Origin of the sequence: Flavobacterium sp. HJ-32-4, assembly GCF_022532105.1 — a bacterium.
In the GTDB taxonomy this organism is placed as follows: Bacteria; Bacteroidota; Bacteroidia; order Flavobacteriales; family Flavobacteriaceae; genus Flavobacterium.
This window is the reverse complement of the sequence record NZ_CP092832.1, coordinates 2,628,316-2,647,875: the sequence shown is the minus strand read 5'-3', so window position 1 is coordinate 2,647,875 and position 19,560 is coordinate 2,628,316. Positions and strand designations below refer to the sequence as shown.

The window sequence follows — 19,560 nt, the reverse complement described above, 5'->3', positions numbered from 1 at the left end:
TCAAAAAGCAATGCGGGCCGATGACACGGTATCGGCGGTTTCAAATTGGCCTGACAGGAATTTATGGTAGCCGACGATGCCAATCATGGCCGCGTTGTCGGTAGTATATTCAAACTTGGGAATGAAGGTTTTCCAACCCAAATCGACTTCCGCCTGACGTATCGCATCGCGTATGCCGGAATTGGCCGAAACACCGCCTCCGATCGCCACTTGCCGAATGCCCGTTTGTTCGACGGCCATCTTCAGTTTTTCCATCAATATTTCTACGATGGTATATTGCACGGAGGCACATACATCGTCGATAGTGCGTTGCAGGAAGTCAGGGTCTTTTTCTACATTCTTCTGGACGAAATACAGTATCTGCGTTTTAAGTCCGGAGAAACTAAAGTCGAGTCCGGGCACCTTCGGTTTCGTAAACGGAAATGCTTTCGGGTTGCCATTTTTCGCATGCCGGTCAACCAGCGGGCCGCCCGGATAGGGAAGTCCCAACACACGGGCTGTTTTGTCAAAAGCTTCACCGACCGCATCGTCGGTGGTTTCCCCTATGATGGTCAGGTCGAAGAAACCATCGACCCGCACGATCTGCGTATGTCCACCTGAAATGGTCAAGGCCAAAAACGGGAACTGCGGTTTGTCGTATCCTTCCTCATCAATAAAATGCGCCAAAATGTGGGCGTGCATGTGGTTGACCGCAATCAATGGAATGCCGCGCGCCAGTGCCAGCGATTTCGCGAAAGACGTGCCGACCAGCAGCGATCCGAGCAAACCCGGCCCCTTTGTAAAGGCGACCGCCGATAACTGTTCAGCGGTAATTCCGGCCCGTTTCAAGGCAGTATCGACCACCGGCACAATGTTTTGCTGGTGCGCACGCGAGGCCAGTTCGGGCACGACGCCGCCGTACTGTTCGTGCACGGCTTGTCCGGCAATGACGTTCGACAACACGCGGTCATTTTCTAGGACAGCGGCGGCGGTATCGTCACAGGAACTTTCGATGGCGAGTAAATAGTGCGTCTGGGCGGCCATGGGACGAGGGAATTTTAGGTATTTTTTAAATAAAACGCGATAAAAATAGCTATTTTTACCACGTTGCGAAGATACCGCTTTTGTAAGGAACACGTTACGCGATAGCTTAAGATCGTTGGAAAAAGTCAGCAAAACCAGATTGCGCCTGCGTAAGGCTAGAAAAGTCGTGTTCCGCACGCTGCTGACACTCATCCTGTTGCTGTTGACGATGGCCATAGTGCTGTCTATCCCTTCGGTGCAAACGCGGCTCGCGGCCTATGCTACCGACCGCATCAACGCCGACTACCACACCGATATCAAAATCAACAGCGTGGCGCTCACCCTGTTCGGTGGCGTCAAGTTTCGCGACGTGATGATTCGTGACCATCACCGGGATACGCTGGTCTACGCCAAACGCATCCAGACCGACATCCTCAGCTTTCGAAAGTTGTATAACGGCGACTTGATGTTCGGCGATGTTACAATCGATGGCATGGTTTTCAACCTGCGCAATTACAAAGGGGAAGCCGATACCAATCTCGATGTGTTCATCGCCCGTTTTGAGACGGAACCACAGAAACCCTCCAGCCACAAGTTTCGCCTGGAAGCGAAGAATGCGTATTTTACCAACAGCCGTTTCATGCTGTTCAACGACAACCGCCAGAGCCCGAAGGATGTGTATTTCTCTGACCTGTCGGCGTCACTCAATAATTTCCGCATCCTCGGACCGGATATCACGGCCAAGATCAACAAACTCGCTTTCACCGATTATCGGGGTGTGCGGGTGAAGAACCTCAGTTCGCGGTTTACCTACACCAAGAAGAACATCCTGATGGAGGATTTGTCGGTGGAAACGCGTCACTCGAAGATCTATGGTTTTGTGCGAATGTACTACGACCGGAAAGATTTCATGGACTTCAACAACAAAGTGCTTTTCAAGGTGCGGTTGGATTCGACGCAGATCGGCAGCGACGACGTGCGGTGTTTTTACAATGAGATCGCGCGGGGTCATTCCTTCCGCGTCGATTCGGATGTGACGGGTACGCTCAACAACCTTTTCCTGCGCCGCGCAACCATTACGGAAGGTACGGCCACGCAGATACGGGGCGACCTCCACTTTCGCAATATGTGGGGTAAGGAAGGAATGCCGTTCCGGATGGATGCACAACTAGGGCAAATGAGTACAAATTACGGACACCTGGTCTCGATTTTGCCGCGCGTCCTGGGGAGCTCGCTGCCGGAAAACCTCAAAACACTCGGACAGGCCAACCTGAAAGGATCGGTGGAAGTCACGGCCCGGACGCTTAAAACTGACGTATTCATGACATCGGCCATCGGCAACGTCAAAACCGATTTCGTCATGGCCAACATGTCCAACCGTGAGAAGGCGTCGTATGTAGGGAATGTCGAGTTGGAGAACTTCAATCTTGGACGTTTTCTTTCCCGAAAGGAATTAGGCCCCGTTTCGCTGGCGTTGGCGGTAGACGGAAGCGGCTTTACACAGTCAAGTCTCCATTCCAGTGTGAAAGGTTCCATCGACCGGTTTTACTACAACCGCTACAATTACTCGAATATCATCGTCGACGGTGATTTGCGAAGCCCGATGTTCAAAGGGAAACTCGTGATCAACGACCCGAATCTTTTCATGGATTTCGACGGATTGGTGGATATGTCGAAGAAGCAGAACCGCTACGACCTCCACGCGAATATTGACTTCGCCAATCTCAATAAGCTGCATTTCAGCAGCGACCCCATTTCCGTCTTTAAAGGGGAAATCCGCGCCGATGTGGTGGGAAGCACCATTGATAACATGCGTGGTACGATTGGTATGACCGATACGTCCTACCAGAACCAGAAAGACACCTATTTATTTGAGGACCTGCGACTGACGTCGGAATTTGATCCGGCGGGTGTGCGGACGCTGACCATCGTCTCACCGGATATCATCGAAGGAAAAGTGACGGGACGCTTCCGGTTTGGGGAACTTCGGAAGATGCTCGAGAATTCCATCGGGAGCCTTTACACCAATTACAAACCGAATAAAGTCAGCAAAGGGCAGTTCCTGCGTTTCGACTTCAGTATTTACAATAAGATCGTGGAAGTGTTCCTTCCCGGTATTGAAGTGTCGACCAACACGTTTGTGAAAGGCAACATAGACTCGGATACCAACGAATTCCGCCTGAACTTTTCGTCGCCTGAGATCAAGGCCTATGACAATGAATTCGAGCGGATCTCACTGACGGTTGATAACAAGAACCCGTTGTTCAACGCGTATATCGAAACGGATACCATCCGAACGAAATACTATAAGTTCTCTGATTTCAGCGCCATTAACGTCACGAAAAAAGATACGATGTATGTGCGCTCGGAATTCAAAGGCGGCCCGAAAGCGACCGACGCCTTTACGCTGAACCTCTATCATACGATCGACAAAAACAACAACAACGTCGTCGGCATCCAGAAGTCGGAGTTGCGTTTCGGTGATTTCACCTGGTTCCTCAACGAACTGGACGGCCCGAACAACCGTGTCGTTTTTGATAAGAAACTGCAGCGGTTCGATTTCGACAACATCGCCATGTCGCATGAAGACCAGCGCGTTTCCCTGCACGGTGCCATGCGCGACTCGACCTACAAAGACCTCGATCTCGATTTTGAGAAAGTCGACCTGGCCCGGATCCTTCCGTCTATTGACAGCCTCCGTATTGCCGGACGACTCGACGGTGACGTGCGGTTCAAGCAAGAAAAGTCCATTTACCAACCGACGTCGCACCTCACGGTTTCTGGACTGGCGGTCAATGATATCGGGTTGGGAAATCTGGACTTGTCTATCGAAGGCGACAACAGTTTCAAAACCTTCAAGGTAGATTCATCGCTTGAAAACGACAACGTCAAGTCGTTCCTCGTAGACGGTACCTTCAATGTCGAGAACCGTGAAACCACCATGGACCTCCACGTCAACTTTGAACGGTTCAACATCGCGCCTTTCAGTCCGTTGGGTAAAGACATCCTGTCGAATATAAGGGGCTATGTATCCGGTACGGCGCGGGTCACGGGTCCGTTCCGCGAACCCGACATTTTTGGTAAGCTCTTCCTGGAAGAAGCCGGTTTCCGGATTCCGTACCTGAATACCGACTACGCCATCCGAAACTATTCCATCGTCGATATCGCTGATAACCGCTTTGCGTTCCGGAACAACACGTTAACCGACACGAAGTATAAAACGGAAGGAAAACTGAACGGTTTCATACGGCACAAGAATTTCTCCGACTGGGCGCTCGACCTCAATGTGACGAGCGACCGCTTCCTGGCGCTTGACACCGAGGATCACGACGATGCGGCCTATTTCGGAACAGCCTTCATCGACGGGAAGGCGTCTATTACCGGGCCTACAAGTTCCCTGTTTATAGAAATGGCAGCCAAGTCGGCCAAAGGAACAAAAATCGGCATCCCGATCAGCAACACCGAAAACGTCGGCAGTCGTTCGTTTATCCATTTCCTGAGTCCGAAAGAAAAGTACAACCTGCAAAACGGCTTAGGCAGCACGAGGCGCTACGACGGCCTCGAATTGCAGTTCGACCTCGACATTACGCCCGACGCCGAGATTGAAGTGATCCTCGATCGGGAAACCGGTCACGGTATGCGGGGCAGGGGGAACGGAACACTGTTGCTCGAGATCAATACGCTGGGTAAGTTCAATATGTATGGTGACTACCAGGTGTATGAAGGCGAATACAACTTTAAATATAAAGGACTGTTCGACAAACGGTTTACGGTGAAGAAATATAGCTCGATTACATGGGAAGGTGATCCGATGCGGGCGCGCCTCAACCTGGAAGCGACGTACAAAACATCCGCCAACCCCTCTATATTATTGGAGAACCCATCGGTAAACAGGAAAGTAGACGTATTGGTGGGCATCATCATCACCGGAAATTTGGCGAGTCCGGAACCCGATTTCTCCATCAACTTCCCCAACATGAATTCGGTGCTTCGCAGTGAAATCGAAAGCAAACTGAGCGATAAAGACATCCGGCAGACGCAGGCCCTGACGCTTTTGAGTACGGGCGGCTTCATGAGTAGTGATGGTGTCAACCAGAGCGCGATCGTGAACAACGTCGTCGAAACCGGAACGGGGCTGTTTGGTGACATTTTCCAGAGCAAAGATGATAAGTTCCGCGTAAACCCCTTCCTCGAAACGGCCGAGCGTACGCCGGGTTACGAATCGAATGGTGCGGTGGGCTTTACGGTATCGTCACAGATCAACGACCGGATTACGGTGAACGGCAAGGTGGGTGTGCCGGTAGGAGGCCTGAACCAGTCGGCGGTTGTAGGCGATGTGGAAGTACAATACCGGGTGAACGAAGACGGTACCATGAACCTGCGCTTCTTCAACCGTGAGAACGATATTAACTATTTAGGGGAAGGCATTGGGTATACGCAGGGCGTCGGTGTGACCTACCAGGTCGATTTCGACACCTTCCAGGAATTGGTCAAGCGGATTTTCGGTACCAAAACCGTCGAGAAGGCGCCGGCCAAAAAACAAGAAGAGGAAGAGGAACCAAAAGTGCCGGAAGGCATGCACTTCAATACGCCGGAAGAGAGCCGTAAAAAGAAGGAAACAAAGCGTAACTGATTCGTGAAATCCCTTACTAAATAAGGCAATTCCAAAAACTTATCAACGAAAACGATTGAAATGCGCCGCATTGCCGATTTGGGAAAAATGCAACATGTGACGTATACAATATTTGCTACTTTAGCATTTTCAACACCAAAAAAATGTCAAAACAAATCAAACGGATTGGTGTCCTGACCTCCGGTGGCGACTCGCCGGGAATGAACGCCGCTATCCGTGCCGTGGTTCGTACGTGTGCGTTCCATGGCGTCGAATGCGTCGGCATTTACCGTGGCTACCAGGGGATGATCGAAGGCGACTTCAAAGAAATGGGCCCCCGTAGCGTCAACAACATCGTCAACAAAGGCGGTACCATCCTGAAATCAGCCCGTTCCAAAGACTTCCGTACGCCGGAAGGACGCCAGAAAGCCTACGAAAACCTCCAAAAAGCCGGCATCGACGCGTTTGTCGTCATCGGCGGGGATGGCAGCTTTACCGGCGCCGAGGTTTTCAGTTCTGAATTTGATTTTCCTGTAATGGGGATACCGGGTACCATCGATAACGACATCTACGGTACAAGTCATACCCTCGGTTATGACACCGCCCTCAACACGGTTGTGGAGGCCATCGACAAAATTCGCGATACGGCCAGTTCCCACAACCGTCTTTTTTTTGTGGAAGTCATGGGCCGCGACGCGGGGCATATTGCGCTTAACGCCGGTATCGGGGCGGGAGCGGAGGAAATCCTCATCCCGGAGGAAGATCTCGGACTCGACCGCTTGCTCGATTCCCTTAAGAAAAGCAAGGCATCGGGAAAATCGTCCTCCATCGTCGTCATCGCCGAAGGAGACAAGATCGGTAAGAACGTATTCGAACTGAAGGATTACGTCGATGAGAACATGCCGGAATACGACGTGCGCGTGTCCGTATTGGGCCACATGCAACGCGGTGGTGCCCCTTCGTGCTACGACCGGGTATTGGCGAGCCGACTCGGTGTGAAGGCTGTGGAGTCGATCCTGGAAGGCAAGACCCGCTACATGGTAGGCGTACTCGAAGACAAAATTGCCCTTACCCCGCTTGAACAGGCCATCAAAGGCAAAAGTGAGATCGACCGCGAACTGCTTCGCGTTTCCGACATCATGTCAACATAAAAACCAGTAACAACTTTAATAGTTTCAGTAATGTCAAAGGTAAAATTAGGAATTAACGGTTTCGGACGCATCGGACGTATCGTCTTCAGGGAAACCTTCAATAGGGATAATGTAGAAGTGGTAGCCATCAACGATTTGCTGGATGTTGACCACTTGGCATACCTCCTTAAATACGACTCGGTTCACGGACGTTTCAAAGGCGACGTGGAAGTAAAAGACGGACAGCTTTTCGTCAACGGACGCAACATCCGTATCACGGCTGAGAAAGACCCGGCGGTTTTGAAATGGGACGAGGTAGGTGTTGACGTCGTGGCAGAATGTACCGGTATCTTCACCGAAGTGGCAAAAGCCGAAGCACACCTTCGCGGGGGCGCCAAGAAAGTCATCATTTCGGCTCCTTCCGCAGATGCGCCAATGTTCGTAATGGGTGTTAACCATACCAAAGCAACCGCAGCCGATACCATCGTATCAAACGCCTCGTGTACGACCAATTGTCTGGCACCGCTGGCGAAAGTACTGAACGACCATTTTGGTATCGTGGAAGGACTCATGACAACGGTTCACGCAACAACAGCGACGCAAATGACCGTAGACGGACCGTCACGCAAAGACTACCGCGGTGGCCGTGCGGCACTCCTCAACATCATCCCGGCTTCTACCGGCGCTGCAAAAGCAGTAGGTAAGGTAATTCCGGAACTGAATGGCAAACTCACCGGTATGTCAATGCGCGTGCCAAACGCCGACGTCTCCGTAGTGGACCTGACCGTAAAACTGGGCAAGGAAACCAGCTACGAAGAAATCATGAAAGTGTTGAAAAACGCATCGGAAACCGACTATAAAGGTATTCTGGGCTATACAGAAGACGACGTGGTATCACAGGATTTTATTGGCGATTCGCGCACTTCGATCGTCGATGCGAAAGCCGGTATCGGACTCAACTCGACCTTCTTCAAAATCGTATCGTGGTACGATAATGAATATGGCTACTCCAGCAAACTGATCGATCTTTCGGTTCATATTGCCGGACTCGTCTAACCAAAAACAGGATCCCGTCGGTGCATGTCACACGGCGGGATTCTTTTTATCGTTCTGCCGTTTCGCCTATCGTATGCCGTCCTATTCGGCCTCGGGCGGAAGGGGAATCCCAACCGACTAACCCAACCAAAACAAATGAAGTTATTAGTAGACAGCGGCTCGACCAAGGCAGATTGGATCGCCATCGACGACGCCGGCAAAGTACTCTTTACCACACAATCACTCGGGATCAATCCGGAAGTATTGGGTAAAGATCAGGTCATCGCCCGCCTGGAAGACCGTTTCGACATTTCACACAACCGCAAGAGCGTTTCCAACCTGTATTTCTACGGCGCGGGCTGCGGCACCGACCGGATGCGCGACTTTTTAGCGGGTATCTTCAAGGAGTATTTCCCGAATGCGGATATATCGGTACAGGAAGACACCTATGCTGCGGTATACGCAACGACACCCCGCGGACAACAGGCCATCGTGTCGATTCTCGGAACCGGATCGAATTGCAGTTATTTCGACGGTGTCGTGTTGCACCAGAAAGTGCAGTCGCTCGGCTATATCGCCATGGATGATTGCTCAGGCAACCAATTCGGACGCCACCTCATCCGCGGCTACTACTTTAACAAGATGCCGAAGGAACTTGCTACCGAATTCGAAAAGGCTTACGATCTCGAACCGGATACCATCAAGCACCATCTGTATAAGGAACCGAACCCGAATGCCTATCTGGCGACGTTCGCGAAATTCCTCATCCAACACAAAGACCATGAATGGTGCCAGCGGATCATCCGTTCGTGTATGGAAGACTTCACGGAATTCTATATCAAGCAATACCCGAATCACAAAGACGTGCCGGTGCATTTCATCGGATCCATCGCCTTTTACCTACGGGAAGAACTTAAGGAAGTTCTCGATGCGCACGGCATCAAGCTCGGAAATGTATTGCGCCGTCCGATTGACGGATTGATCGCGTACCATTCGATTCCGCCTGAATAGCCTATGGGCAAACCGACTAAAAAGCCATCCTCAGGGGTGGCTTTTTTAATGGGCGACGGTAATCTTAACGGTCGTCGGTGTGATTCCGTCGGAAAACCGGACGAAATAAAGTCCGGGAGCCAATGCACTGACATTTAGGGAAGAGGTTTCCATCGATATCGTCTCTATCACTTTCCCTGTAACGTCAAAAAGTGCTACCCGGCGCGGGTGTACGCCCTCGCCAAAGCGGAAGTTCACAACAGAGGAAGAGGGGTTGGGAAACGCGACCACCGGATGCGCAGCGGTTGTCGCTGTAGAAAGAGCACAACTTTCTGCGTTTCCAGGGATATTGGCATCGAGCCACACGAGTCGGAGATGGATCCAATTCTTGAATTGGGCCAACTGTGCCTCGAATGTTGCGGGGTCAGGTTCGATTTCCGGCGTACCGGTATTGACGCCGAGATGCCCCCAGCGTTCGAAGTGGCGTTGCTGGGCACCGTCAAGCAGTGCTGCTTGTTCGTCAATCCAGGTGTCGAGTGTATCTTCTGCAAGGAAGGTCCCGCGGAGGGTTTCCCATCGGCACCGCAGCCGGTCGGCGAAGGAAGGATCCTGCAGTAAACGCACGAACCAGCCGTTCGAACTCACATCCGGCCCGCAGTCATTGATCAGGTGCGACCAACCCGATCCGTCGGTGGCCTGAAACGTCTCGCAATCCCAAATGTTTTTCCATGCCCAGTCGAAATCCCAAACAGGTCCGGCCATCAGTTTCGCCATCTCCGATGCACTGTCCTTGTCTTTACTGAAGTACCAACTTTTCTTGAAACCGTCCACGTTTCGCGAGAGTTCGTTCACGATAAAATAATCGATGAAGGAATCGACATCGAGGTACTTTTGATAGCCATTCAGGGGATTGGCGAAGTCATCTGAATACAACGCGGTTTCCATATTTTGGATAAATCCCTGTATATAGGCTTTCTGCTGTGTTGAAATATCGGCTGGCTTCGGATAGTCGTACACCAGACGCACATCTACTTCCGGATGGTCGATCGGGTGGAAGCCCAATTGCCAACTGTCGTCATCCGACCAATAATCGTTTTTTATGATATAGCCTCCGGTGACATTGAGGCCGGTATTTTCATCCGGTGTCAGTTTCGCGATGTCGACGCGGTTGTTGTCGCGCTTGATTTTCTCAGCGAGGAGGTAAATCCCCTGGTAATCGCCGTTAAGTACAACCTCACAGAATCGCGTACGGGTGGCGTAATGTCCCATCATCGAAAACAGTTCGAAAGCCAGTCGGTTACGCACGAATACCTTGTCGTTATAAGTGGCCAGCAGGCACCAATCGTGTTCGTCGGGCATTCCCAACAGCGAGACATTGAGGTTGGCACCGGCCGCATCGCGCGTTTCGAGGTTATAGGGTTTTTGAGGAAGTCCCTGGGAAAAACTGCCACGTCGTTCGATGCCGATGTGTCCGTTGTATCCGTTTGGAATGTCTGAAGGATGATTTTCCTGCCCTGGACCATTATCAATGATTCCCATCAGGGCGTCTATTTTCGGCTCGTCGGGGATGTCAACGCCATTCGTATTGATGATGACGATAGGAAGGTTAGACGAAGAAAAAACGAAAGGGGTAGGGGCATCCGGACCAAATTCAATACTCCAGGAATTCAGGCTACCAGTATCGGCAAAGGCATACGTATCCAGTACCTTGAGTGTCCATAGGCCGTTTCCATTTCCGCCGTCATTGAGGTTTCCGATCGACTGTTGCGGCCGGAAACTACCCGTAAACGGAGGGCTAGCCGTTACGATACCGGCGGCGGCGGTCTGTAAAAAACACGTATCGGTGTAATCGTCACCATCGCCCCCTAAACCGGAAAAAAGCGTGATTTCGGTACCGTCCGGCGAAACCAGGCGTACATCAAGGTCGCTGTCCCAGGTGTGCGTGATGTCCAAACAAACCGATTGGATACCGTAATTACCTCCGAGTGCGGCAGGTACCCCAGTTACGGCAACGGTGTAGGTAGTAAGCGTCCCATCGTCAGAAATCGCGCCGGTAGTGCCGGAAAAGGTTTGTGCCGTAGCAAAACTACTGGCTATCAGAAGCATGAAAAATCGAAGGCGCATCATCATAAGGAGCTTTGCTCCAAATGTAAGGAAAACCTGCACACCGCCGAACTATCTGTCAGGTAATCAGATGGCCGCAATCATCGAAATCTCGACGTTCACGCCTTTCGGCAGCCCGGCTACCTGCACGGTTTCACGGGCGGGTGCCGTAGCGTCGTCGAAGTACTCACCATACACGGTGTTGACGGCGGTAAAGTCCTGCATGTCCATCAGGAAAATAGACGTTTTGACCACGTTTGGAAAGTCGGTGCCGGCCGCATGCAATACCGCTTTTAAGTTCTCCATCACGAGCCGGGTTTCCGTCGCGATATCGCCCGTTCGTAGTTCCATCGTATGGGGATCCAGCGCGATTTGCCCGCTGGTGAAAACGAAATTGCCCATTTTTACAGCCTGGCTATACGGCCCGATGGGGGCAGGGGCGTTTGGTGTGGTGATGATTTGTTTTTCCATATTATCGAACGACACTATCAGGTGGTCGGCGTTTTTCCCATTTGACATCGCTGAACATCCCGGATTTGATACCGATGAAAAAGCCCCATGAATTATAAGGACCGAGGGGCACCCAGGTGAAATCCATTCGCCAGCTAAGGAGGTCGCGTTCAAAACGAAACTGCGTAAACGTCACGCCTTTCTGAACGAAGTCGTAACCCGACGAGATACCAACTTTCCAGCGTTTGCCCAAATCGACGTTTCCTGAGGCCATAAGGGAGTTCGACGATATCTTACTCTCCCGTCGCGCATTCGAATACGTCAGCGAGTATGCCATAGTGAGGTCAAACGGAATCTCGGTTTTGAAGAATTCCGCGACCTTATCTTTATCGTCTTCCGGTTCATCGTCAAACTGGCTTTGCCGCATGTCGCTCAGGTCGGTTGCCTTACCAAATAAATCGTCGTCACGCCCGCCGTTTCGCTGCGACTGGTCGTTCGAATCGGTTTCCTTATTGGTTTGGTCACGGCTTGAGAACGAATAGTTCATGGTAAGGTTGGAACTGGTCATACGCACCAGACTTCCCCCTACGGCTGAATTCATCGTATCGATACGGTTGCCCGACGCATCAATGGCATAGGGATCGAGTGTAGTAGCGAAATTGATGTTCATCTTGTCTTTGAACAAGGTCGTACCACCGCTTATCCGGATTGGGGCCAGGCGCAACGAATCCGCCGAGATATCATAACTCGTCTGGATGTTGAAACTGTTGAGCAGCATCACTTTACGCGGTTCTGTTTTGGTTGAATCGCGCTCGGTCACTTTGGCCTCGAAAGTGTTGTTGATGTTCAGGCCGATGAAATTGGAATTCGATTTGCTGGGTGCACCGTAAAGCGTGCCGTCAAACCGGCTGTATTCCGTCCGCATGTTGCCCGACGCATCCGTAGCATAGGTGTCGTAATACTTACTGAAGCTCGGCTGGTAGCTATAGCTGATCGTCGGCTTGATGATATGGCGGATGGCCTGTATTTTCTTGTCTTTCCCGAAATTGAACGTTCCGTAGATGGTTGTTCCCACACCGGTTGAAAAACTATAGGTTCGGTACGAGTCAAATCCGTTTACTTCGTTGGTAACGACGCGATTGGTGCTCGTATCAAACACTTTCTCGAAGGTTTTGAACGTCCAGACCTCCGTGTAGTTGACTGATAACGGAATCGAGAAGTATTTGGCAATCTTAAAATTGGTCGTAAGCGGAATCGAGTGCTTGAAACCGGTCAGGGCGTCGCGGAACATCTCGGGTTTGAAAAACAGCGAATCGGTGGTGTTGATGCGGTTTTCCCCGATGACATTATACTGGAAGTTGATGTTTTTGATGAGGCCTTTCTTGGGTTCGTCTTCAGAAGCAAACGGGAAAATCCGGTCTACGCTCCCCGTGAAGGTAGGAAGCGTCATCGTAATCGATTTGGTCTGTGTGTTTTGGCTGTGCGTGGCCGTCAGGGCAATGTTTACCTGGGGCGTCGAAGTGAAGGTACGGTTATAGGATACCGACGAGGTCAGGGTGTTGTTCAGTCGCGCGCCGGCATTGATCTGGTTGAGCGACGTTTGGAAGAAGGTCGAACTTCCTAGGTTGACCGAGGCAGAAAAACGCGAGTTCGGGTTCGATTTCCCATCCTGCGAGTGCGTCCATTGGATGTTGTAGACCTTGGTGCGCGAGTAATCCGGAAAACCCCGCTCGCTGTTCACCTGGTTTTCATACCGAAGGTTCAGGTTACCGCGGAAACGATAGCGCCAGGCATAATTCGTCTCGGCTCGTAGTGCATAACTCCCATTCGTGTAGTAATCGACCAGAGTAGTAAGGTCGTAATGATCGCTAAGGGCAAAGTAGTAACCGCCGTTCTGGAGGAAGTACCCGCGTCGCTGCGTATCGCCCGGCGTCGGGATGATGATACCGGATTGTGCTTTATTGGTGACGGGGAAAAACGCAAACGGGACGCCGATCGGTGTCGGGACGCCGTAAATATACATATTGGTAGGACCGACTACCACTTTTCCTTTTGGCACCATCTTGGCGCGCGTCGCCTGGAACCAATATTCGGGGTCATCGGGGTTATCGGACGTCGTGAAACGCGCACGGTCCATGAAATAAAGCGAGTCGTTTTCCCGTTTGGTACGGTAGGCGAGGATCATCACATCCGATTGTTTCGTCTGCGAATTCCAGATGATCGCTTTTTTGGTCTTGGTATTGAATTTGATGGAGTCGGGTTCGATGATATTACCGCCCTGCTTGAAATACGGACGTTGGGTCAGTTTTCCCGTTGAATCCTTGATCCGCCCGGCATATACCTCGTTCTTTTCATAGTCCATGACGATGATCCCCGCCTTGAGTTCCATATCAAGGTAATAGAGTTCCGCCTTGTCATACAGTGTGAGGAGCTTCTTTTTCTGGTTCATCCGCTCATACCCGACGGCTTTCCGCCTGGCGATGCCTTCCAGAAAAACCTGGCTCGTATCCTTGGGCTTCAACGTGACTTTCGTCGAGTCAGGAGCGAGGGGTGAGGTGGGGTTCTGGGCATATGATTTTGTCAGACAAAGTGTTAAGAACGTTGCTGATAAAACGATATGAAATAAGTTTGTCCGCAAAGGTTTTAATGCTACTTTTGTACAGATGAGGCCCGCTCCGGGAGGTGTCAAAACTACGTATTTTTCACCAAAATAAGCACATTTCACTATCAAAGGAGACGGATTTTATTAAAATTAACTTTTAGCTGACTACATGGCTTCTGCATACAGAAACAACGCATTTTTAGTGTTCTTTGCATTCGTTTTCCCGACGCTTCTTTTCGGGCAGAACGGGAAGTTCAAGGTAACGTTAGACGCCGGACACGGCGGAAAGGACTGGGGTGCCTCCTATAACGGGCACGTGGAGAAGAACGTGTCGCTCAACGTCGTACTGAAAGTGGGGAAGATACTGGAGTCGACACCGGGCTTCGAAGTCGTCTACACGCGTAAATCCGATGTTTTCATCGAACTCATCGAGCGTTCACGTATCGCCAACCGTTCCAATTCCCACATATTTGTTTCGCTGCACTGCAACGCCAATCCCAATGCAGCGGCCTTTGGTACGGAAACGTACGTAATGGGTATGACGAAATTGGCTTCGAACCTTTCAGTGGCGAAAAAGGAGAACGAGGTAATCGAAATGGAGAAGGATTATAAGGAAACCTACCAGGGCTTCGATCTCAATGATATGGGAGCGATCATCATTCAGGAACAATACCTGGAGAACAGCATCGCCCTGGCGGCAAAGATCCAAAATCGTTTCATCGACGAGGTCGGACGTAAAAGCAGAGGTGTAAAACAAGCACCGTATTTGGTTTTGAACCAGACCTTTATGCCACGGGTTTTGATTGAGATGGGATTCATATCCAACCCTACGGAAGGAGCGTACCTTGATTCAGAGGAAGGCCAGACGAACCTCGCACGTGCCATTGCCAACGCCATCATCAGTTATAAAAAGGAATATTACGGCGACGGATCGGTGCCACCGGCCGACGACAAACCATCCGAGAAAATTGCAGAACCGGTCGTGAAAACCGCGGCCGACGAGAAACCTGCGGAGCCGGTCGTACAGAAAAACGACACGCCAGCCGATGTGAAGAAGGGCGTGGTATTCAAAGTGCAGATATCTGCCAGCGGTCGCAAACTGGAAACCGTACCCAGCAATTTCAAAGGCCTGAGCCCGATTTCCGTCACCAACGATGGTGGAACACTGTATAAATATATGTACGGAGAAACGTCCGACTACGATACCGCCAAAAAGAACCTGGCCGACGCCAAGGCAAAAGGCTACACCAGTGCCTTCATCGTCGCATACCGCGATGGAAAAAAAATACAATACCCGTGACCTCGCCCTGATCGGTCACCCCAAAACACCACATTTTGAAAATATCCAAAGAAATAAAGACGTCACTTTTCGTTATCGCAGCCCTGTTGTTTTTCGTATGGGGCTATCGTTTTTTAGAGGGACGCAACTTATTGGGCAGTACCAAGGTGCTGTATGTAGAGTTTGATAATGTCGACGGTCTTGGCGTTTCATCACCCGTGACCATCAACGGACTTCCAATCGGCAAGGTCAACAGTGTACATCCCAAAAACAAATTCGGACGTCCCATCATAGTGGAAATGCAGATCGATAACGAGGAGTTTTTCATCTCTAAATCGAGTATCGCCAAGTTGTATGCGCCGAGTCCCATCGGAGGGAAGCAGATACAGATCGTTCTGAACACCGCCGATTCACAGGAAGCCGTTTCAGGCGATACCATCAAAGGACAGGAAATCCCGGGTTTGCTCGATGATTTCAGCGCCAAGCTGCAACCGCTCGCCGATCGCGTAGGGCAAATGGTGGTGTCGGCAGATAAGTTGCTGACGAACCTCAATAACATCCTTGACGACAAGACGAAAGCCAACCTGCGCAACAGCATCGCCAACCTCGACAGTACGCTGGCGGAATTCAGGGGCGCTTCCGTTACCCTTAATAAGACGTTGTCGGATAACAAATCCAAGATTGACCGCACCATGACCAACCTTGATAAGGTGTCGGGTAATTTCGCCGTGGTATCCGATTCATTGGCAAAAATCGAGTTTGGGCGTACGGCCAAGTCGCTCGAACAGGCATTGGTAAAAGTCAATACGATTATGTCAGGACTCGAAGCCGGGCAGGGAACGGCAGGGAAGTTGTTGAAAGACGACGCCTTGTATAAGAATCTTTCCAAGACTTCGAAAGAACTGGAACTGTTGCTGCAGGATTTGAGGCTGAACCCGACGCGCTACATCAATGTTTCGCTGTTCGGGAAGAAAAACAAGCCGTATAAAGCGCCGACAGCCAACGATACGATCACCGTTTATCCTTCTAAGAAATGATGGACTATATAGACAACCTTTTCTTTGTAGTACTGCTTGCATTGGGCGCAGGTTATTTTACGCTGAACGTCCGAAAGCTGATGCGGAACATCCGGTTGGGGCGACCCGTCGACCGAAGTGACCGGCCTTCTGAGCGTTGGGCGAATATGGCACGCGTGGCACTGGGGCAGTCCAAAATGGTCAAGCGGCCCATCGCCGGATTCCTGCATATTATTGTGTATGCGGGTTTCGTCATCATCAATATTGAAGTACTCGAGATTGTCATCGACGGTATTTTCGGCACGCACCGCATCCTATCGTTTATGGGTGGGTTGTATTCCTTCCTGATCGGATCGTTTGAAATATTGGCCTTTGCCGTGTTGGTGACGGTGTTTATCTTCCTGGCACGACGCAATGTCATCCGCCTCAAGCGCTTCATCCATTCCGACCTTGACGGATGGCCAAAGAACGACGCGAATTACATCCTCTTGTTTGAAGTGGTGCTGATGACCCTTTTCCTGGTGATGAACGCCGCCGATTACCATCTGCAACAGATTGGCTACACCCATTATGCGGAAGTAGGGTCGTATCCGATCAGCCAATTTATCGCACCTTTATTCAACGGAATGGCCGACGGAACGGTAGCGCTCTTCGAGCGGGCGGCCTGGTGGTTGCACATCGCCGGTATTTTGGTATTCCTGAATTACCTCTATTTTTCCAAGCACCTCCACATCCTACTGGCGTTTCCGAATACGTACTTTGCCAACCTCGACGAACTGGGTAAATTCAACAACCTCGATTCCGTTACCAAAGAGGTGAAACTGATGCTCGATCCCACTGCCGATCCATTTGCCGCGCCGGCGCCCGATGCGAATGCCGTGCCGGAGAAGTTCGGGGCGAGCGACGTGCATGATCTGAATTGGGTGCAATTGCTCAACGCGTATACCTGTACGGAATGCGGACGTTGTACGTCTTCCTGTCCGGCCAACATCACCGGCAAGAAACTGTCGCCGCGTAAGATCATGATGGATACCCGCGACCGTTTGGAGGAAGTAGGACGGAACATCGACAAAAATAACGGCACCTTCGTGCCCGACGGTAAAACGTTGCTGAACGATTATATTACGCCGGAAGAACTCTGGGCCTGCACGACCTGCAATGCCTGCGTAGAGGAATGTCCGGTGAACATCAGTCCACTTTCGATCATCATGGACATGCGACGGTATCTCGTAATGGAGCAGAGTGCCGCCCCGATGTCACTGAATGCGATGATGACGAATGTGGAAAACAATGCCGCGCCATGGCAATATAGCCAAATGGACCGCGCAAACTGGCGAAACGAAAATTAGACGAAAATTCTCTTATAGGTGAGGTTAAGGGGGTTTTTAATCTGACAAATTAGAAACCAAACGAAAATGAAAGCAGAAGACATTGAGAAGAACTTGCAGGAAACGACGGAAAACGGACATCGAATCAGCCCGATCCTGCCCGAGGGAATTAAGAACTATCTGATCGATATCGACGGAACGATTTGCGACGATATACCGAATGAAGAACCCGAGCGGATGCTGACAGCGGCGGTGTATCCCGATGCACTCGAAACGCTGAACCGCTGGTACGACGAAGGCCACGTGATCTTTTTCTTTACGTCGCGCACGGAAGCCCATCGCGAGTATACCGAGATCTGGCTGAAGCAACACGGCTTCAAATACCATGGTATCCTGTTCGGGAAACCACGTGGAGGAAATTACCACTGGATTGACAACCACCTGGTGAAGGCGACGCGTTACCGCGGTAAGTTCACCGAGTTGATCGAAAAAGAAGTGACCATTCAGGTCTTCGACGACGGAAAACACGAATAATGTAACCGGTGGCAGTGAGCGCTACCGAAAATGTATAGTATGTCAGAACTACTGAAAGTGCCGACCATGGCCGAGATGATGGCGGAAGGCAAACAACCGGAAGTACTTTTTTGGGTAGGATGTTCGGGAAGTTTCGATGACCGGGCCAAACGGATCACGAAGGCCTTCGCGCGATTGTTGGACCGTGCGGGTATTTCGTTTGCTGTGTTGGGAACGGAGGAAAGCTGCACCGGCGATCCCGCGAAAAGGGCAGGAAACGAATTCCTGTTCCAGATGCAGGCCATGATGAACATCGAATTGCTCAATGCATACGAAGTGAAGAAAATCGTGACCGCGTGTCCGCATTGCTTCAATACGTTGAAAAACGAATATCCCGGACTCGGCGGTACCTACGAGGTCGTTCACCATACCACCTTCCTGAAGAGCCTGCTCGATGAGGGCAAGTTGGCGGTAGAAGGCGGCCAGTTCAAGGGAAAACGGATTACGTTCCACGACCCGTGCTATCTCGGACGCGCCAATAACATTTACGAAGCACCGCGCGAATTGTTGCGGAAACTCGATGTGGAATTGGTGGAAATGAAACGCTCGCGTGCCAATGGTCTTTGCTGTGGTGCCGGCGGTGCCCAAATGTTCAAGGATGCCGAACCCGGACGCAAGGAAGTCAATATTGAACGTACGGAAGACGCGCTTGAAACGGCACCCGACATCATCGCTGCGGGTTGTCCGTTCTGTAATACCATGCTGACCGATGGCGTGAAGAACAAAGAGAAAGAAGGCGAAATCAGAGTACTGGATATCGCCGAAATGATTGCTAACGCTCAGGATATCTAAGCATGAAAAAGAGTGTCATTTTCCTATTGCTCGTTGCCGCTTCCGTGACAGCACAATCCGCCAAAAAGCAACTGACGCAATCCGTGTGTGATTGCATCAATGCCGAAAAGACGGACCTTACCAAGACAGACAGGCAAGACCTCGAGCGGAAGTTTGGTCAGTGTTTCATCCTGGCCTATGGAAAACTCAACGAGAAACAACAGCAGGAACTCAATGTTAACTTCGATGACAGCAAGGAAGCGAAGAAGTTTGGAATGACAATCGCCGTAGAAATGGCATCGTTATGTCCGGATGTCCTGTTGGCTGTTGGAATGAACATAAAGGACGAAAACGGTTCGATATCGTCTGATGACGGAAGCGGCGCGGTTGAAGACGGCACAGAAACAGAAGAACCGGATCCTACGATGACCTGCAAAGTAGTTGAATTACAGAAAGGTCAATTCGTTTCTTTGCTCGTAAAAGACACGAAAGGTCGTAGCCATACCCTCCTGTTTCTTTGGGACTTCGGAGCTGTTTCGCTTATTACGGACAATCAGCTCAAGAAGAATGACAACATAGAAGTAAGTTATTCAGAACTTGAATTTTACGATCCAATACTTAAGGATTTCCGAACGTATAAGGTCATTTCCGGACTTCGAAAACTGTAAC

14 protein-coding genes are annotated in these 19,560 nt (G+C 50.8%); 10 read left to right on the top strand and 4 right to left on the bottom strand.

What is annotated here, in order from left to right:
• Nucleotides 1-1,023 carry a tRNA (adenosine(37)-N6)-threonylcarbamoyltransferase complex transferase subunit TsaD gene (tsaD, locus tag MKO97_RS11155; protein WP_241103302.1) on the bottom strand — a complete coding sequence of 341 codons (1,023 nt, stop codon included), beginning with the start codon at nucleotides 1,021-1,023 and terminating at the stop codon, nucleotides 1-3.
• A 139-nt stretch (nucleotides 1,024-1,162) separates the two neighbouring features.
• On the opposite strand from tsaD, the gene MKO97_RS11150 reads away from it, so the two are divergent.
• The 4 genes from MKO97_RS11150 to MKO97_RS11135 all read left to right on the top strand — a co-directional run bounded on the left by MKO97_RS11150 (nucleotide 1,163) and on the right by MKO97_RS11135 (nucleotide 8,790).
• A complete protein-coding gene (locus tag MKO97_RS11150; RefSeq protein ID WP_241103301.1) occupies nucleotides 1,163-5,635 on the top strand; it encodes a translocation/assembly module TamB domain-containing protein in 4,473 nt (1,490 codons plus the stop codon).
• 143 nt (nucleotides 5,636-5,778) lie between these two features.
• A complete protein-coding gene (gene pfkA, locus MKO97_RS11145) occupies nucleotides 5,779-6,765 on the top strand; it encodes a 6-phosphofructokinase (RefSeq protein ID WP_241103300.1) in 987 nt (328 codons plus the stop codon).
• A gap of 30 nt (nucleotides 6,766-6,795) precedes the next feature.
• Nucleotides 6,796-7,800, top strand: coding sequence for a type I glyceraldehyde-3-phosphate dehydrogenase (gap, locus tag MKO97_RS11140; protein ID WP_241103299.1), 1,005 nt, complete (start codon nucleotides 6,796-6,798; stop codon nucleotides 7,798-7,800).
• A 135-nt stretch (nucleotides 7,801-7,935) separates the two neighbouring features.
• Nucleotides 7,936-8,790, top strand: a complete 855-nt coding sequence (locus MKO97_RS11135) for an N-acetylglucosamine kinase (RefSeq protein ID WP_241103298.1) — start codon at nucleotides 7,936-7,938, stop codon at nucleotides 8,788-8,790.
• Between the two features lie 45 nt (nucleotides 8,791-8,835).
• On the opposite strand, the gene MKO97_RS11130 is transcribed toward MKO97_RS11135, so the two are convergent.
• The 3 genes from MKO97_RS11130 to MKO97_RS11120 form a co-directional block, all read right to left on the bottom strand.
• Nucleotides 8,836-10,896, bottom strand: a complete 2,061-nt coding sequence (locus MKO97_RS11130) for a CotH kinase family protein (protein WP_241103297.1) — start codon at nucleotides 10,894-10,896, stop codon at nucleotides 8,836-8,838.
• Nucleotides 10,897-10,959: 63 nt separating this feature from the next.
• Nucleotides 10,960-11,391 (bottom strand): RidA family protein, encoded by a 432-nt coding sequence (locus tag MKO97_RS11125; RefSeq protein ID WP_241103296.1) that lies wholly within the window; start codon nucleotides 11,389-11,391, stop codon nucleotides 10,960-10,962.
• Nucleotides 11,345-13,960, bottom strand: coding sequence for a putative LPS assembly protein LptD (locus MKO97_RS11120; RefSeq protein ID WP_371820400.1), 2,616 nt, complete (start codon nucleotides 13,958-13,960; stop codon nucleotides 11,345-11,347). The genes MKO97_RS11125 and MKO97_RS11120 overlap by 47 nt, the downstream gene beginning before the upstream one ends.
• A 133-nt stretch (nucleotides 13,961-14,093) precedes the next feature.
• On the opposite strand from MKO97_RS11120, the gene MKO97_RS11115 reads away from it, so the two are divergent.
• The 6 genes from MKO97_RS11115 to MKO97_RS11090 all read left to right on the top strand — a co-directional run bounded on the left by MKO97_RS11115 (nucleotide 14,094) and on the right by MKO97_RS11090 (nucleotide 19,559).
• Nucleotides 14,094-15,224 carry an N-acetylmuramoyl-L-alanine amidase gene (locus MKO97_RS11115; RefSeq protein WP_241103294.1) on the top strand — a complete coding sequence of 377 codons (1,131 nt, stop codon included), beginning with the start codon at nucleotides 14,094-14,096 and terminating at the stop codon, nucleotides 15,222-15,224.
• A 35-nt stretch (nucleotides 15,225-15,259) separates the two neighbouring features.
• A complete protein-coding gene (locus MKO97_RS11110; RefSeq protein ID WP_241103293.1) occupies nucleotides 15,260-16,240 on the top strand; it encodes an MlaD family protein in 981 nt (326 codons plus the stop codon).
• The gene (locus MKO97_RS11105; RefSeq protein WP_241105521.1) at nucleotides 16,240-17,568 is read left to right on the top strand and encodes a (Fe-S)-binding protein; all 1,329 of its coding nucleotides are present in this window, start codon (nucleotides 16,240-16,242) and stop codon (nucleotides 17,566-17,568) included. The genes MKO97_RS11110 and MKO97_RS11105 overlap by 1 nt, the downstream gene beginning before the upstream one ends.
• A 66-nt stretch (nucleotides 17,569-17,634) precedes the next feature.
• Nucleotides 17,635-18,081, top strand: a complete 447-nt coding sequence (locus tag MKO97_RS11100; protein WP_241103292.1) for a phosphoheptose isomerase — start codon at nucleotides 17,635-17,637, stop codon at nucleotides 18,079-18,081.
• Between the two features lie 39 nt (nucleotides 18,082-18,120).
• Complete coding sequence (locus MKO97_RS11095; RefSeq protein ID WP_241103291.1) at nucleotides 18,121-18,912, top strand: (Fe-S)-binding protein; 792 nt, start codon at nucleotides 18,121-18,123, stop codon at nucleotides 18,910-18,912.
• Between the two features lie 2 nt (nucleotides 18,913-18,914).
• Complete coding sequence (locus MKO97_RS11090) at nucleotides 18,915-19,559, top strand: hypothetical protein (protein WP_241103290.1); 645 nt, start codon at nucleotides 18,915-18,917, stop codon at nucleotides 19,557-19,559.
• Nucleotide 19,560 lies beyond the last annotated feature (1 nt).